14 protein-coding genes are annotated in these 15,682 nt (G+C 60.4%); 10 read left to right on the top strand and 4 right to left on the bottom strand.

What is annotated here, in order from left to right; genetic code table 11:
* The first annotated feature begins 89 nt into the window (after nt 1-89).
* Together GIW48_RS09565 and GIW48_RS09560 are read left to right on the top strand one after the other, a co-directional pair.
* Nucleotides 90-560, top strand: a complete 471-nt coding sequence (locus tag GIW48_RS09565) for a RidA family protein (protein ID WP_099548591.1) — start codon at nt 90-92, stop codon at nt 558-560.
* A complete protein-coding gene (locus GIW48_RS09560) occupies nt 557-1,738 on the top strand; it encodes an aminotransferase class V-fold PLP-dependent enzyme (RefSeq protein WP_236460226.1) in 1,182 nt (393 codons plus the stop codon). Before GIW48_RS09565 ends, GIW48_RS09560 begins: the two co-directional genes overlap by 4 nt.
* Here the strand turns inward: GIW48_RS09560 and GIW48_RS09555 are convergent.
* Nucleotides 1,735-2,076, bottom strand: a complete 342-nt coding sequence (locus tag GIW48_RS09555) for a hypothetical protein (RefSeq protein ID WP_017137220.1) — start codon at nt 2,074-2,076, stop codon at nt 1,735-1,737. The genes GIW48_RS09560 and GIW48_RS09555 overlap by 4 nt on opposite strands.
* A 217-nt stretch (nt 2,077-2,293) precedes the next feature.
* Here GIW48_RS09555 and rapA point away from each other — a divergent pair, with 217 nt between their 5' ends.
* The gene (gene rapA, locus GIW48_RS09550; protein ID WP_186616816.1) at nt 2,294-5,140 is read left to right on the top strand and encodes an RNA polymerase-associated protein RapA; all 2,847 of its coding nucleotides are present in this window, start codon (nt 2,294-2,296) and stop codon (nt 5,138-5,140) included.
* A 128-nt stretch (nt 5,141-5,268) separates the two neighbouring features.
* On the opposite strand, the gene GIW48_RS09545 is transcribed toward rapA, so the two are convergent.
* Nucleotides 5,269-6,615: a spinster family MFS transporter gene (locus tag GIW48_RS09545; RefSeq protein ID WP_017137218.1), complete on the bottom strand. Its 1,347-nt coding sequence runs from the start codon at nt 6,613-6,615 to the stop codon at nt 5,269-5,271.
* Between the two features lie 251 nt (nt 6,616-6,866).
* On the opposite strand from GIW48_RS09545, the gene GIW48_RS09540 reads away from it, so the two are divergent.
* Together GIW48_RS09540 and GIW48_RS09535 are read left to right on the top strand one after the other, a co-directional pair.
* Nucleotides 6,867-7,232: a YkgJ family cysteine cluster protein gene (locus tag GIW48_RS09540; protein ID WP_099548587.1), complete on the top strand. Its 366-nt coding sequence runs from the start codon at nt 6,867-6,869 to the stop codon at nt 7,230-7,232.
* Nucleotides 7,233-7,370: 138 nt separating this feature from the next.
* Nucleotides 7,371-9,635, top strand: a complete 2,265-nt coding sequence (locus tag GIW48_RS09535; protein ID WP_236460225.1) for a putative bifunctional diguanylate cyclase/phosphodiesterase — start codon at nt 7,371-7,373, stop codon at nt 9,633-9,635.
* 376 nt (nt 9,636-10,011) lie between these two features.
* On the opposite strand, the gene GIW48_RS09530 is transcribed toward GIW48_RS09535, so the two are convergent.
* Nucleotides 10,012-10,332, bottom strand: coding sequence for a DUF2288 domain-containing protein (locus GIW48_RS09530; protein ID WP_017137214.1), 321 nt, complete (start codon nt 10,330-10,332; stop codon nt 10,012-10,014).
* Entirely contained in the window at nt 10,329-10,535 is a 207-nt protein-coding gene (locus tag GIW48_RS09525; protein WP_138453093.1) for a hypothetical protein, read from the bottom strand. The genes GIW48_RS09530 and GIW48_RS09525 overlap by 4 nt, the downstream gene beginning before the upstream one ends.
* Nucleotides 10,536-10,672: 137 nt before the next feature.
* On the opposite strand from GIW48_RS09525, the gene GIW48_RS09520 reads away from it, so the two are divergent.
* The 5 genes from GIW48_RS09520 to GIW48_RS09500 all read left to right on the top strand — a co-directional run bounded on the left by GIW48_RS09520 (nt 10,673) and on the right by GIW48_RS09500 (nt 15,669).
* Complete coding sequence (locus tag GIW48_RS09520; RefSeq protein ID WP_017137213.1) at nt 10,673-11,800, top strand: branched-chain amino acid ABC transporter substrate-binding protein; 1,128 nt, start codon at nt 10,673-10,675, stop codon at nt 11,798-11,800.
* 228 nt (nt 11,801-12,028) lie between these two features.
* Nucleotides 12,029-12,952, top strand: a complete 924-nt coding sequence (gene livH / locus GIW48_RS09515; protein WP_017137212.1) for a high-affinity branched-chain amino acid ABC transporter permease LivH — start codon at nt 12,029-12,031, stop codon at nt 12,950-12,952.
* The gene (locus GIW48_RS09510; RefSeq protein ID WP_099548585.1) at nt 12,949-14,202 is read left to right on the top strand and encodes a high-affinity branched-chain amino acid ABC transporter permease LivM; all 1,254 of its coding nucleotides are present in this window, start codon (nt 12,949-12,951) and stop codon (nt 14,200-14,202) included. Before livH ends, GIW48_RS09510 begins: the two co-directional genes overlap by 4 nt.
* Nucleotides 14,199-14,966 carry a high-affinity branched-chain amino acid ABC transporter ATP-binding protein LivG gene (livG, locus tag GIW48_RS09505; RefSeq protein ID WP_017137210.1) on the top strand — a complete coding sequence of 256 codons (768 nt, stop codon included), beginning with the start codon at nt 14,199-14,201 and terminating at the stop codon, nt 14,964-14,966. The genes GIW48_RS09510 and livG overlap by 4 nt, the downstream gene beginning before the upstream one ends.
* Nucleotide 14,967: 1 nt before the next feature.
* Nucleotides 14,968-15,669: an ABC transporter ATP-binding protein gene (locus GIW48_RS09500; protein WP_017137209.1), complete on the top strand. Its 702-nt coding sequence runs from the start codon at nt 14,968-14,970 to the stop codon at nt 15,667-15,669.
* Nucleotides 15,670-15,682: the final 13 nt, after the last annotated feature.

Below are 15,682 nucleotides of genomic sequence, written 5' to 3'. Positions count from 1 at the left end.
CTATTTCGATACGTCGAGTGAGATCTATCCGTTTGTCGCCCATTGATACAACAAACATGCTCAAACCTCTTAACCCAAGAGGATCCAACATGAGCGACTCCATCCGCCAACGCGTACAAGCCCTTGGCCTGACGCTGCCAACCCCTAGCCAGCCGGCGGCCAATTACATCAATCATGTGGTCAGCCAGAACCAGCTGTTTATCTCCGGGCAAATTCCTATGCTCGACGGCAAACCCGCCTACATCGGCCGGCTGGGGCAATCCCTCAGCGATGAAGAAGGTGCCCAGGCAGCAGAGCTGGCGGCGTTGGGCTTGCTCGGCCAGTTAAGTGCTGCCGTCGGTGATGACCTGTCGCGTGTAGTGCGCATTCTCCGCTTGGGCGTGTTCATCGCCAGCAGCGGCGATTTCACGCGCCAAAGCGTCGTTGCCAATGGCGCATCCAATCTGGTGGTCAATGCCCTGGGCGACAAAGGCCGGCACGTGCGCACCGCCGTCGGCGTCTCGAGCCTGCCCGCCGGCGTCGCCGTGGAGGTGGACGCAATTTTCGAGCTGCTGTCGTGAGCCCGCTGCAGGTCCAGCATCTGCGTGACGACACACCTGGCTGCCAATCAGGCATCGTGCACTTCAACCATGCCGGTGCCTCGCTGCCGAGCCAAGCCACCCTCGACGCGATCATCGACCAGTTGCAACGCGAAGCCCGCGATGGCCCGATGGAGGCCGGCGAGCATGGCGCGATCCTGGTAGAAAAAGCCCGGCGCGCAGCTGGGCAATTACTCAATGCGCCCGTCTCCTCGATTGCCTTCGCCAGCAGCGGCTCAACCGCCTGGAGCCTGGCTTTCCAGGCCTTGGGGCCGTGGCAGCCGGGCGATCGCATCCTGGTCGGGCGCCATGAATGGGGCGGCAACCTGGCGAGTATGCAGTTGGCCGTGCAAGCGGGTGCCCGAGTGGAGGTGATTCCCTGCGATGCAACCGGCGCAGTCTGCCCATTGGCGCTGGAAGCAATGATTGATGCCAACGTCAAGCTGATCGACCTGACCTGGCTGCCGGCCAACGGCGGCCTGATCAACCCTGCCCAGGCCATCGGCGAAGTGGCCAGGCGCCACGCAATCCCCTACTTCATCGACGCCGGCCAAGCGGTCGGCCAGTTGCCGGTGGATGTGCAGGCGCTGCACTGCGATGTGCTCAAGTCGGCCGGGCGTAAACACCTGCGCGGGCCGCGGGGTACGGCGCTGCTGTATGTGCGACCAGACTTTCTGCAACGCCTGAGCCCCGCCCAGCGCGACGTGTTCTCGGCGCCCTGGACCGTTGAAGGGTTCGACCTGCGTAACGATGCCCGCCGCTTTGAAACCAGCGAAGTGTCCTACGCCTTATTGGCGGGGTTGGGCAATGCGTTGCAGGAAGTTAACCGACTGGGCGTGGAGCGGACATGGGAAAGGGTCTTGCAGCTTAGCGGACGAATCCGCGACGCGCTGCGTCAGATTCCGGGCGTTTCCCTGCACGATCTGGGCACGGTTCACTCAGGATTGATCGCCTTTAACCTCGCCGGCTGGGAGGCGTTTGAACTCAAACGTCGGCTGGGATTAAAGCGCATCAACATCGGCGCCAATGGTGTGGCCTACACGCCTCTGGATATGCAGGCGCGGGGTCTTACAAGCATCGCGCGGGTTTCTGTCAGCCCACTCAACACCGAACACGACATCGAGTTGCTGATCGCCGCGCTGCGCGAATTGCGCGATTAAACCTCGACGTCCACCCACAAACCCTGGCGCGGCGCGTCCTCGATCAGCGGCGCTACCGGCACGGTGTTGTCGGCGTTGAGCTCATCGCCGGGGATCGCCAAGTGCGCGTCAGGGTCTTCATCCGCTTCGCGCCGGCGTTTCTGCTGTTCTTGCTGGCGGCGTTGTTCTTCGCGCAGTAACAAAGTCGACTGCTCGGCATCGCCCTTTTTCAGGTCGATGGTGCTTTCGTTGGAGCCGGCCTGCACGGGCACCACGGGCGGGATATCCGGCTTCTGGCGCACCGGATCAAGTTGCGACGTGACCGGTACAACGCTCAAGGGCAGTATGGGTGGCAGCATGGTTTTTAGTCTCCTATTGCGCAGACTGTCGGCTGCGGGAGGGGCGACTTGAGCATCAAGCCCCCAACTTGTGAACCAATCGTCATCTATCCGACGAACATATCGCCCTTTTTCTTGCCGCTTGGAGCTTAAAGCTTGAAGCTGCAGCTATTCCTTTTGGTCTGGAAGCCGTGTTCCGTTAGAATAGTCGGCTTTTTCACGGCGGGAGTCAGGCAGCATGGCGCAGCAGTATCAACCGGGGCAACGCTGGATTAGTGACAGCGAAGCAGAGCTGGGGTTAGGCACCGTTCTGGCACAGGACGGGCGCTTGTTGACCGTGCTCTATCCGGCCACTGGCGACACTCGTCAGTATGCGCTACGGAATGCGCCCCTCACTCGTGTGAGGTTTTCGCCGGGTGACAGCATCACCCATTTCGAAGGCTGGAAAATGACCGTACAGGAAGTCGACGACGTCGATGGCCTGCTGGTCTACCACGGCCTCAATGGGCAGAACGAGCAGGTCACCCTGCCGGAAACCCAACTGTCGAACTTCATCCAGTTCCGTCTGGCCAGCGACCGTCTGTTCGCCGGGCAGATCGACCCGCTGGCCTGGTTCTCGCTGCGCTATCACACGCTGGAACACACCAGCCGTCAGTTGCAGTCCTCGCTGTGGGGCCTGGGCGGCGTGCGTGCACAACCTATTGCTCACCAACTGCACATCGCTCGCGAAGTCGCTGACCGTATCGCGCCACGGGTATTGCTGGCCGACGAAGTGGGCCTGGGCAAGACCATCGAAGCCGGCCTGGTGATTCATCGCCAGTTGCTGTCGGGTCGCGCCAACCGCGTGCTGATCCTGGTGCCGGAAAACCTGCAACACCAGTGGCTGGTGGAAATGCGCCGCCGCTTTAACCTGCAGGTTGCGCTGTTCGACGAAGAGCGTTTTATCGAAAGCGATGCCGCCAACCCGTTCGAAGACACTCAGCTTGCACTGGTTGCACTCGAATGGCTGGTGGACGACGAGAAGGCCCAGGACGCGCTGTTCGCCGCCGGCTGGGACCTGCTGGTGGTCGACGAAGCCCACCACTTGGTGTGGCATGAAGAAAAAGCCAGCCCGGAATACGCGCTGGTCGAGCAACTGGCCGAAGTGATCCCTGGCGTGCTGCTGCTCACCGCCACCCCGGAACAACTGGGCCAGGACAGCCACTTCGCACGCCTGCGTCTGTTGGACCCGAACCGCTTCCACGACCTGCACGCCTTCCGCGCCGAAAGCGAGAACTATCGCCCGGTAGCCGAAGCCGTGCAGGAACTGCTGGACAAGGGCCGCCTGTCGCCAAAAGCGCACAAAACCATCCAGGGTTTCCTCGGTGACGAAGGTGAAGCACTGCTCACCGCCGTCAACGATGGCGACACCGAAGCCAGCGCACGCCTGGTGCGTGAGCTGCTCGACCGCCACGGCACCGGCCGCGTACTGTTCCGTAACACCCGCGCCGCCGTGCAGGGTTTCCCGGAGCGCAAGCTGCATGCCTACCCGCTGCCGAACCCGGACGAATACCTCGAACTGCCGCTGGGCGAACACGCCGAGCTGTACCCGGAAGTCAGCTTCCAATCGCAACCGGATGTTGAAGAAGAAAACCGCTGGTGGCGCTTCGACCCGCGCGTCGAGTGGCTGATCGACCAGCTGAAAATGCTCAAGCGCACCAAAGTGTTGGTGATCTGCGCCCACGCCGAAACCGCCATGGACCTGGAAGACGCCCTGCGCGTGCGCTCCGGCATCCCGGCCACGGTGTTCCACGAGGGCATGAACATCCTCGAGCGTGACCGCGCTGCTGCCTACTTCGCAGACGAAGAGTTCGGCGCCCAGGTGCTGATCTGCTCGGAAATCGGCAGTGAAGGCCGCAACTTCCAGTTCTCCCACCACTTGGTGCTGTTCGACCTGCCGTCCCACCCCGACCTGCTGGAACAGCGGATCGGCCGCCTGGACCGGATCGGCCAGAAGCATGTGATCGAACTGCACGTGCCGTACCTGGAAACCAGCCCGCAAGAGCGCCTGTTCCAGTGGTACCACGAAGCGTTGAACGCGTTCCTCAACACCTGCCCGACCGGCAACGCCTTGCAGCATCAGTTCGGCCCACGCCTGCTGCCGCTGCTGGAAAACGCCGACGACGGCGAGTGGCAAGCCCTGATCGACGAAGCGCGTGCCGAGCGCGAGCGTCTGGAACAGGAACTGCACACCGGTCGCGACCGCTTGCTGGAGCTCAACTCCGGCGGCGCGGGTGAAGGCGATGCGCTGGTGGAAGACATTCTTGAGCAAGACGACCAGTTCGCCCTGCCGATCTACATGGAAACCCTGTTCGACGCCTTCGGCATCGACAGCGAGGACCATTCGGAAAACGCACTGATCCTCAAGCCCAGCGAAAAAATGCTCGACGCCAGCTTCCCCCTGGGCGACGACGAAGGTGTGACCATCACCTACGACCGTAACCAGGCGCTGTCGCGTGAAGACATGCAGTTCATCACCTGGGAACACCCGATGGTGCAAGGCGGCATGGACCTGGTGCTGTCCGGCTCGATGGGCAACACCGCCGTGGCGCTGATCAAGAACAAGGCGCTCAAGCCAGGCACCGTGTTGCTCGAACTGCTCTACGTCAGTGAAGTGGTTGCGCCGCGCTCGCTGCAACTGGGCCGCTACCTGCCACCGGCCGCCTTGCGCTGCCTGCTGGATACCAACGGTAATGACCTGTCCGGCCGTGTGTCGTTTGAAACTTTGAACGACCAGTTGGAAAGCGTGCCACGCGCCAGCGCCAACAAGTTCGTGCAGGCCCAGCGCGATCAGCTCACGCCACGCATCAATGCCGGCGAAGAGAAGATCACCCCGCGTCACGCCGAGCGTGTGGCCGAGGCGAAACGCCGTCTGGCAGCCGACACCGACGAAGAACTGGCGCGCCTGACCGCGTTGCAAGCGGTCAACCCGACCGTGCGCGACAGCGAGCTGGTGGCGCTGCGCAACCAGCGCGAGCAAGGCCTGGCCATGCTCGACAAGGCTGCGCTGCGGTTGGAAGCGATTCGGGTGTTGGTGGCGGGCTGATCAACATGCGGGCCTTTGATCGTTCCCACGCTCTGCGTGGGAACGCCGCTCTGGACGCTCTGCGTCCGCTCCTAGAAGCATGACGCAGAGCGTCACAGGATGCATTCCCACGCGGAGCGTGGGAACGATCAAGCTACAGCGGCAGCAGCCGGCACCTCAACCGCCCCCAACCCATCTTTCATCTTCTTGGCATCGCGCACAAAACTGCGCGAGGCCTGGAACAGAAACAGCATGGTCAAGAACAGCGCCACCGGAATCAGGTACATGGCGTCGTGCAACCCAACCGCTTTATACGCCTCGGTCATCTGCGAGGCGCCATCGGCATACATTGCCGAATGGGCAAAATGATCAGACAGGCCGCCCACCACCACCGGCCCCATGCCACCGCCGAGCAAGTACAACCCCGCAAAAAACAGCGCCATCGCCGTGGCGCGCAGGCGTGGCTCAACCACGTCCTGAATCGCCGTGTACACGCAGGTGTAGAAGTTATAGGCAAACAACCAGCCCACACTGAACAGCGCCACAAACACGCCAATCTCAATGCGCCCCGCGTGCAAGGCCCAGGCAGTGGTAATGGTCGAGATAATCAAGCTGCACGCGGCAAACAGCAGCCGGCCGTTGGCGACGCGCTGATGGATCTTGTCGGCAATCCAGCCGCCCAGGGTCAGGCCCACCAGCCCGGTGATGCCGACGATCACGCCGGTGGCCACCGCGGCGTCCTGCAACGGCATCAGGAAGTAACGCTGCAACATCGGCACCAAAAATGAATTGCACGCATAGGTGGCGAAGTTAAAGCACAACCCGGCCAGCACCAGCCACAGGAAGGTCGGCACCGCCAGAACGCGACGAATCGGGCGGTCGACGCGCTCCTGGGAGACTTGCACGGTTTCCGCTGCGCCGCGCTTGGGTTCCTTGATATAGAACATGAAGATCGCGAGGATCAGCCCCGGCACGGCGGCGATAAAGAACGGTGCGCGCCAGCTGTCGAACGCCTTGACCATCGCGCCAATGGTGAAGAACGCCAGCAGCAGGCCCAACGGCAGGCCCAACATGAAAATGCCCATGGCCCGGGCGCGGCGGTGGGCGGGAAACAGGTCGCCGATCAGCGAATTGGCCGCCGGCGCGTAGCTGGCTTCACCGATGCCGATGCCCATTCGCACCAGCAAAAAGGTCCAGAAGCTGCCGACCATGCCGTTGACCGCCGTCAGCCCGCTCCAGGCAAACAGGCCCCAGCCCATCAGTTTGCTGCGTGAACCGGTATCGGCCAGGCGCCCGAGCGGCAGGCCGGCGATGGCGTAGACGATGGTGAAGGCGGTGCCGATGATACCGAGCTGGAAGTCGCTCAAGTGCCATTCCATGCGGATTGGCTCGATGATGATGGCGGGGATGGTGCGGTCGAAGAAATTGAACAGGTTGGCGAGGAACAGCAGGAACAGAATGCGCCAGGCATTCGCCGCTTGGGTCGAGTTCTGCATGGGTCCGTCTCTTTTATTGTTATGAGAGCTGCGATGCCCGATGCATCCTGCCCGGTACCTGCAACATAATCAGGCCAGGCACGCTTGTCTGTAATGATTCGTAAAGCTGATAGGGCATGATTTCACCCGCAGCGACGGGACTTTCCCTACGAAAATATAAGTTCGCGCCCCCCTTCCCAACCGCCATGGCACGGATAGAATGGCGAGCCTTCCGTAACACCCACATCCTACTTTTCTTATCGATGACGCCCATGTCCGAAGCCAGTCCGTGTCTGAGTTGCGGTGCCTGCTGTTCACACTTTCGCGTGTCTTTCTTCTGGGGCGAGTGCGCCTCATCGGGCGGCACGGTGCCCGATGACCTGGTGGTGCAGATCAACCCCACACGCGTGGCGATGATTGGTACCGACCAGAAACCCGCCAGGTGTTGCAGCCTCGAGGGTGAGGTAGGCAAGGGCACCCGTTGCACCATCTATGAACAACGCTCAAGCCCCTGCCGAGAGTTCGATGCGTCGTGGAGCCAGGGCGAGCAGAACGTCGACTGCGATACCGCTCGCGCCGCCTTTGGCCTGCCGCCATTAGAAGCACCTTTTGAACTGGACCTGCCGATCAGCGCTTAGCATCAAACGCTATGGCAGGCATGCCAAAATGGTTGAAAGCAAAGTGCCATTATCCATGGAAAATCCTGCGCGGCTTCTATACTCGACTTCATAGGTCATCGCCGTTGGCTGTGACGTGACGCTATGACGGGGCTTGCTATGGAATGGCTGGGTCTGCATTTTTTTACCGACCTGCCAGAGAACGGGCACTTATTACTCAATTGCAGTCATAACCCTTTTCTGGTGCTACTGGCGTATCTGGTTGCTTGCGCGGCCGGCTTCGGCACGCTGGACATGGCTGAGCGCGTCGGCCATGTCGAAGACCCTACCGCCCGCCGTCATTGGCGTTGGCTGGGAGCGGGTTGCCTGGCGGGTGGCATCTGGTCGACGCACTTCATCAGCATGTTGGCCTTCCAGGCACCTATCGCCATTCATTATGAATTGATCATGACGTTCGCCTCGCTGGTGATCGCCTTGATCGCTTCACTGTTCGCCATGCAAACCCTGAGTCATACCCATCTGCGATTCCATCAATACCTGCTGGCGTCGGTATGGATGGGCCTGGGTATCGCGCTGATGCATTACGTGGGCATGTCGGCCATGCGCTCCCAGGCCGATGTGTACTTCGAGACCGACCTGTTCATGGCCTCCGTGGCGATTGCCATCGGCGCCAGCCTGGCCGCGCTGTTGCTGTCGAGCTACCTGCGCACCGGCGCCGGCGTGTTTCATCAACTGCTCAAGTACGCCGCCAGCCTGGTGCTGGGCGCCGGCATCCTTAGCATGCACTTCACCGGCATGGCGGCCATGCGGATGCTGGTACCGGCCGGCGCTGACCTGTCGTTGCCACTGGATAACAACCCGATTCAACTGGGCCTGTCGGTGGCCGTGATCACCCTGCTGGTGATTGGCAGCAGCGTCAGCGCCGCCCTCGCCGACAAAAAACTGCAGCACAAGGAGCGTGACCTGCGCCGGGTCAACGCCCTGCTCAGTGAGCTGGACCAAGCCCGTGCCTCGCTGCAACAAGTGGCGCACTTCGATGCGCTGACCAGCCTGCTCAACCGTCGCGGCTTCAACCAGATCTTTGCCGAGAAGGTCGCCGAAAAAACCGCCGGCCACGGCATGATGGCGGTGATCTTCCTCGATATCGACCACTTCAAGCGCATCAATGACAGCCTCGGCCACGATGCCGGCGACCAACTGCTCACCGTACTGGCCGGGCATATCAAGGGGTCGGTGCGCAGCCATAGCGATGTGGTCGCGCGGTTTGGCGGCGACGAGTTCTGCATCCTGATCAACATTCACCATCGCGACGAAGCGCGGCACCTGGCCCAGCGCATCATGCATAAGATGAAAGAACCAATCGAACTGGCCGGCCGGCGCATGGTGATGACCACCAGCATTGGCATCAGCCTGTTCCCCGATGACGGACTGACCTGCGAAGAGTTGCTTAAAACCGCTGACCTGGCGCTGTACCAGTCCAAGGATTCCGGTCGCAACAGCTTGAACTTCTTCAGCTCCAACCTTAAAACCCGCGCCTTCCTCGAGCTGCAACTGGAGGAGCAATTGCGCGCTGCGTTGCGCGGCCGCAATGAATTGGTGCTGTTCTACCAGCCGATCTTCGACATGAAGCTGGGCAAGGTCACCCGCCTGGAAGCACTGGTGCGCTGGCAACATCCGCAACATGGGCTGCTGGCCCCGGACCGGTTTATCGGCATCGCCGAAAACAACGGGTTGATTGCCGAACTCGACCACTGGGTATTGCGTCAGGCCTGTCACGATTTGAGCCTGCTGTCTGACCGCGGTTACACCGAGCTGACCATGGCCGTGAACTGCTCGGCCTTGAACCTGGCCCGTGACGAGCTAGCCGATGAGATCGAAGCCGCCCTGCGTTTTGCCGGGATCGCCGCCAGCCGCCTGGAACTGGAAGTCACCGAAAACGCGCTGATGGGCAATATCAGCAGCACCCTGGCACTGTTGCGCCAGATCCGCGCCCTGGGCGTTTCGCTGGCCATTGATGATTTCGGCACCGGTTATTCATCCCTGGCCTACCTCAAGCGCCTGCCGCTCAATACCCTGAAGATAGACCGGTCGTTTATCCAGGACATTCCCAAGTCCACCGCCGATGTCGAGATCGTCCAGGCGATCATCGGCATGGCCCACACCCTGCACTTGCAGGTGGTCACCGAAGGCGTTGAAACCCAGGCGCAATTTGAACTGCTGCTCAAGCACGGCTGCGACTTTATCCAGGGTTACCTGCTGAGCCCGGCGGTGCCTTTGAGCGATGTGGTGGGTGTGATCCAGGGCATCCAGATGCGCAACCCACTCTACCCGTTCAGCATCGAGGGCAATAAGGACGCCATCGCGCCGAAGGACCCTGGTGCAGGCCGCATCGGCCCGCCGTCGATTGTCAGGCCCATTCGATGACGTCGTATCTTTGGGATTTAGCCATCATCTACTTGGATGAACGCCGACGAGCGGCCGAATCATCGGAGTACGCCGGGTACTCCTCTTGAAAAGTCAGGGTTGATCGTTCCCACGCTCTGCGTGGGAATGCCGCCTTGGACGCTCTGCGTCCGCTCTTCGTGACGCAGAGCGTCGCCGGATGCATTCCCACGCGGAGCGTGGGAATGATCTGGCTTTGCCACACCCGGAAACAATTCCCCCGATGTTCCGCCCACTTTAAAACTGTTCCCGTGACGCTTACGTCACCGTCACCTGTGACCTTTCTCTACGGCAAGATGCCATCACGGCGCCAGCGGTTACTCGGCTACACACTTGCTCGGCAAGAAAACGCGCACCTTTATAGTGCGAGCCTTTCTTGCGCCGCCCTTTCCTGGATCAGAATCCACGGCGAAACCACGACCGCCCACAGGCTCGGATCACGCTCAACCAAGTCCAACGCCCGCGTCGCAGACACTTCGCCAAGGCTCCCTGCGGCCAGCCAACCAGCGACTTTGTCGCGGTTATCCTCGGCCATTCCTTCGGCCGCTTCGATCAAATCCAGGCCAGCGTCGACCCACAATAGGGCACCCTTGGCAAAGAACGGTTCAAGCTCCTTCCAGGAAATTTCGGCGGTTTCACCGAGCAGCTTGGCATAGAGGGTGCTAGGTTCTTGCGTCATGGGAATTCACCTGAAGAAAAAATCGGCGCAATCATAGCGTCAGGCGTCAGGCAGAAAAACCCAGTTGCAAATGAGGCACCGAACGAAAGTGTCAGGAAAGCCAAGGATTGCCCGAAACTCTGGCATAAGCCCGCCGCAATTCTGTCTTTTTCTTTCATTAAAGCGACACACCCAAGGTTTGCCCCCAGCAGCCAGCTTTTCAAGCGATGAACCGGCGCTCTACACTGTACCGGTACAGTTGCCAGGGCAATGCCGGGGGATATCCGCGATATCTGATCCGGTTCTGCAGCTCACAAGGCCGCTAGAACTATAAAAAATACAACAGTAAGAGTGGAGCACTATGAATAAGGCTACTAAGCAGATTTCCAAACTGTTTGCCGCTATGGTCCTGGCTGGGGTTGCCGGCCATTCGTTCGCAGCCGACACCATCAAGATCGGTATCGCCGGGCCTAAGACAGGTCCAGTGACGCAATACGGCGACATGCAATTCATGGGTGCCAAGCAGGCAATCGCTGACATCAACGCCAAGGGCGGTGTCGACGGCAAAATGCTTGAAGCGAAAGAATACGACGATGCGTGCGATCCAAAACAAGCCGTTGCCGTAGCGAACAAAGTGGTCAACGACGGCGTCAAGTTCGTGGTCGGTCACCTCTGCTCCAGCTCCACTCAGCCAGCGTCCGACATCTATGAAGACGAAGGCGTGATCATGATCACCCCGGCGGCTACCAGCCCGGAAATCACTTCCCGTGGCTACAAGCTGGTGTTCCGTACCATCGGCCTGGACAGCGCCCAAGGCCCAGCGGCCGGTAACTACATTGCCGACCACGTGAAGCCGAAAGTCGTTGCTGTTATCCACGACAAACAGCAGTACGGTGAAGGCATCGCCACCGCCGTCAAGCAGACCCTCGAGAAGAAAGGCGTGAAAGTCGCCCTGTTCGAAGGCATCAACGCTGGCGACAAAGACTTCGGCTCGCTGATCCAGAAGCTCAAGCAAGCCAACGTCGACTTCGTCTACTACGGCGGCTACCACCCAGAGCTGGGCTTGATCCTGCGCCAGGCCAAGGAAAAAGGCGTGAACGCCAAGTTCATGGGCCCAGAAGGTGTGGGTAACGACTCCATCTCGCAAATCGCCCAGGGCGCTTCCGAAGGCCTGCTGGTTACCCTGCCGAAATCCTTCGACACCGACCCGGCCAACAAGGCCATCGTTGAAGAGTTCACCAAGAACAAGCAGGACCCAACCGGTCCGTTCGTGTTCCCGGCCTACTCGGCCGTTGAAGTGATCGCCGGCGGTATCGCCGCCGCGAAAAGCGAAGACACCGCCAAAGTGGCTGCTGCTATCCACGCCGGCACCTTCAAGACCCCAACTGGCGACCTGAGCTTCGACGCCAAGGGCGACCTGAAGGACTTCAAATTCGTGGTCTACGAATGGCACTTCGGTAAACCAAAAACCGAAGTTTCCCCTCAGTAAGCCAGGCGTTACTGGTCCAACAAGCCCACTGTGAGAGCAGTGGGCTTTGTTTTACGAGGTTTATGGGCCATGTCACCCGCGATCCGGGCGCTGGCTCACCTGAAAATCTTAAAACCGTCACCAGCGGTTCGCTGGCAAACGCTTCGTGCAACCTGATCACAGAGCAGGGCACCGAGCCGGAAATGACTCCACCAGTGAAATGCGTATCGGGTTTTTAGGAGCGCTGTAATGCCTGAGATCTATCATTTTTTCCAAACGCTGGTTAACGGCATGACCGTTGGCAGCACCTATGCCTTGATAGCCATTGGCTACACAATGGTTTACGGCATCATTGGAATGATCAACTTCGCCCATGGCGAGGTGTACATGATTGGTTCCTACGTGGCCTTCATCGCCCTTGCCGGGCTGGCCATGCTGGGTATCCATTCCCTGCCGCTGTTGATGACCGCTGCGTTCCTGGCATCGATCGTCGTGACCAGTGCTTATGGCTACAGTATCGAGCGCGTCGCCTACCGCCCCTTGCGTGGCAGCAACCGTTTGATCCCGCTGATTTCCGCCATCGGCATGTCGATTTTCCTGCAGAACACTGTATTGCTGTCCCAGGACTCCAAGGATAAGTCCATTCCCAACCTGATTCCGGGGAGCTTCTCCTTCGGCCCAGGTGGCGCACAAGAAGTGCTGATTTCGTACATGCAGGTGCTGGTTTTCGTCGTCACCCTGGTGGCAATGCTCGGCCTGACCCTGTTCATTTCCCGCTCCCGTCTGGGGCGCGCCTGCCGGGCCTGCGCCGAAGACATCAAGATGGCCAACCTGTTGGGCATCAACACCAACAACATCATCGCCCTGACCTTCGTGATCGGTGCCGCACTCGCAGCCATTGCGGCGGTGCTGCTGAGCATGCAGTACGGCGTGATCAACCCCAACGCCGGTTTCCTGGTAGGCCTCAAGGCTTTTACCGCAGCGGTCTTGGGCGGTATCGGCAGTATTCCGGGCGCGATGCTCGGCGGGCTGGTGCTGGGTGTGGCTGAAGCCTTTGGCGCCGACGTGTTCGGCGACCAGTACAAGGACGTCGTGGCGTTCGGCCTGTTGGTTCTGGTGCTGTTGTTCCGCCCGACCGGCATCCTGGGCCGTCCGGAGGTTGAGAAAGTATGAGCAGATATCTTAAATCGGCGTTTTTCAGCGCCTTGCTGGTCTGGGCCGTGGCCTTTCCGGTACTCGGCCTCAAGCTGAGCATTGTCGGCATCAACCTGGAAGTGCATGGCACCGGTCCCGTGACCCTGACCATCATCGCCCTGTGCTCGGTGCTGATGTTCCTGCGCGTGCTGTTCACCCAGCAGGTCGGTGCGTTTTTCAAGGGCAACCGTGGCCCGTTGGTGTCGCCCAAGGTCAGCCAATTCCTGACCCTGCCGCGTACCCAGCGCTACATCATCATCGGGCTGATCGTGGCCGCGTTGATCTGGCCGTTCTTCGGCTCGCGCGGCGCCGTCGACATTGCCACCCTGATCCTGATCTACGTGTTGCTGGGCCTGGGCCTGAACATCGTAGTCGGCCTGGCCGGCCTGCTCGACCTCGGTTATGTGGGTTTCTATGCCGTGGGTGCCTACACCTACGCGCTGCTCTCGCACTACCTGGGCTGGGGCTTCTGGATCTGCCTGCCACTGGCCGGCATGGCGGCGGCCACGTTCGGCTTCCTGCTGGGTTTCCCGGTGCTGCGCCTGCGCGGTGACTATCTGGCGATCGTGACCCTGGGCTTCGGTGAAATCATCCGGCTGTTCCTGCGGAACCTCACCGATATCACAGGTGGCCCCAACGGCATCAGCAGCATCCCCAAACCGACGTTCTTCGGGCTGTCGTTCGACCGCACCGCAGCCGAAGGCATGCAGACCTTCCACGAATACTTCGGGATCGACTACAACCCGGTGAGCAAAGTGGTGTTCCTGTACCTGGTGGCGTTGTTGCTGGCATTGGCGGCACTGTTCGTGATCAACCGCCTGCTGCGCATGCCGATCGGCCGCGCGTGGGAAGCGTTGCGCGAAGATGAAATCGCCTGCCGTGCATTAGGCATGAACCCGACCGTCATCAAACTCTCGGCATTCACCCTGGGGGCAACCTTCGCCGGTTTCGCCGGCAGCTTCTTCGCCGCGCGCCAAGGCCTGGTGACCCCGGAGTCGTTCACCTTTATCGAGTCGGCGATCATTCTCGCCATCGTGGTACTGGGTGGCATGGGCTCGCAGCTGGGCGTGATCCTGGCGGCGATCGTGATGATCCTGCTGCCGGAAATGATGCGTGAGTTCAGCGAATACCGCATGTTGATGTTCGGCGCCATGATGGTACTGATGATGATCTGGCGTCCTCAAGGTCTGCTGCCGATGCAACGCCCACACATGGAGCTGCGCAAATGAGCCGCGAGATCCTGAAAGTCGAAAACTTGAGCATGCGTTTTGGCGGCTTGCTCGCGGTCAACGGCGTGGCCCTGACCGTCAAAGAGAAACAGGTTGTGGCGCTGATCGGCCCGAACGGCGCCGGCAAGACCACGGTGTTCAACTGCCTTACCGGCTTCTACAAGCCGAGCGGTGGCAGCATCCTGCTGGATGGCCAACCCATCCAGGGCTTGGCCGGTCACGAGATCGCCCGCAAGGGCGTGGTGCGTACCTTCCAGAACGTGCGCTTGTTCAAGGACATGACGGCGGTCGAAAACCTGTTGATCGCCCAGCACCGGCACTTGAACACCAACTTCTTTGCTGGCCTGTTCAAGACCCCGGCGTTCCGCAAGAGCGAGCGCGAGGCCATGGAATACGCGGCGTACTGGCTGGACAAGGTCAACCTCACCGAGTTTGCCAACCGCCCGGCCGGCACCCTGGCTTACGGCCAACAACGCCGACTGGAAATCGCTCGCTGCATGATGACCCGCCCGCGGATCCTGATGCTCGACGAACCGGCCGCCGGCCTGAACCCCAAGGAAACCGAAGACCTCAAGGCGCTGATCACGGTGCTGCGTGAGGAAAACAACGCCACGGTGCTGTTGATCGAACACGATATGAAACTGGTCATGAGCATTTCCGACCACATCGTGGTGATCAACCAGGGCACGCCATTGGCCAACGGTACGCCGGAGCAGATCCGCGACAACCCGGAAGTGATCAAAGCCTATTTGGGGGAAGCGTAAAATGCTGCAATTCGAAAACGTTTCCACTTTCTACGGCAAGATCCAGGCGCTGCACAGCGTCAACGTGGAAGTGCGCCAAGGTGAAATCGTCACGCTGATCGGCGCCAACGGTGCCGGCAAGTCGACCTTGCTGATGACCCTGTGCGGTTCACCGCAGGCCCATAGCGGCAGCATCCGCTACATGGGTGAAGAACTGGTGGGCCAGGCTTCCTCCGAGATCATGCGCAAGAGCATTGCCGTTGTGCCCGAAGGCCGTCGTGTGTTCTCGCGCCTGACGGTGGAAGAGAACCTGGCCATGGGCGGGTTCTTCACCGATAAGGGCGATTATCAGGAGCAGATGGACAAGGTGCTGCACCTGTTCCCACGGCTCAAGGAACGCTTCAGCCAGCGCGGCGGCACCATGTCCGGCGGCGAGCAGCAAATGCTCGCCATCGGCCGGGCGCTGATGAGCAAGCCCAAGCTGTTGCTGCTCGACGAGCCTTCACTGGGCCTGGCACCGATCATCATCCAGCAGATCTTCGATATCATCGAACAACTGCGCAAGGACGGTGTGACGGTATTCCTGGTGGAGCAGAACGCCAACCAGGCGCTGAAAATCGCCGACCGCGCCTACGTGCTGGAAAACGGCCGGGTGGTGATGCAGGGCACCGGGGAGCAATTGCTCACGGATCCGAAGGTGCGTGAAGCCTATCTCGGTGGCTGAGCCATTGAGGTAA

It is taken from the genome of Pseudomonas sp. PA-6-3C, from assembly GCF_021605825.1.
GTDB lineage: Bacteria > Pseudomonadota > Gammaproteobacteria > Pseudomonadales > Pseudomonadaceae > Aquipseudomonas > Aquipseudomonas edaphica.
The sequence above is the reverse complement of the archived record's forward strand: the minus strand, read 5'-3'. Positions and strand labels throughout refer to the sequence as shown.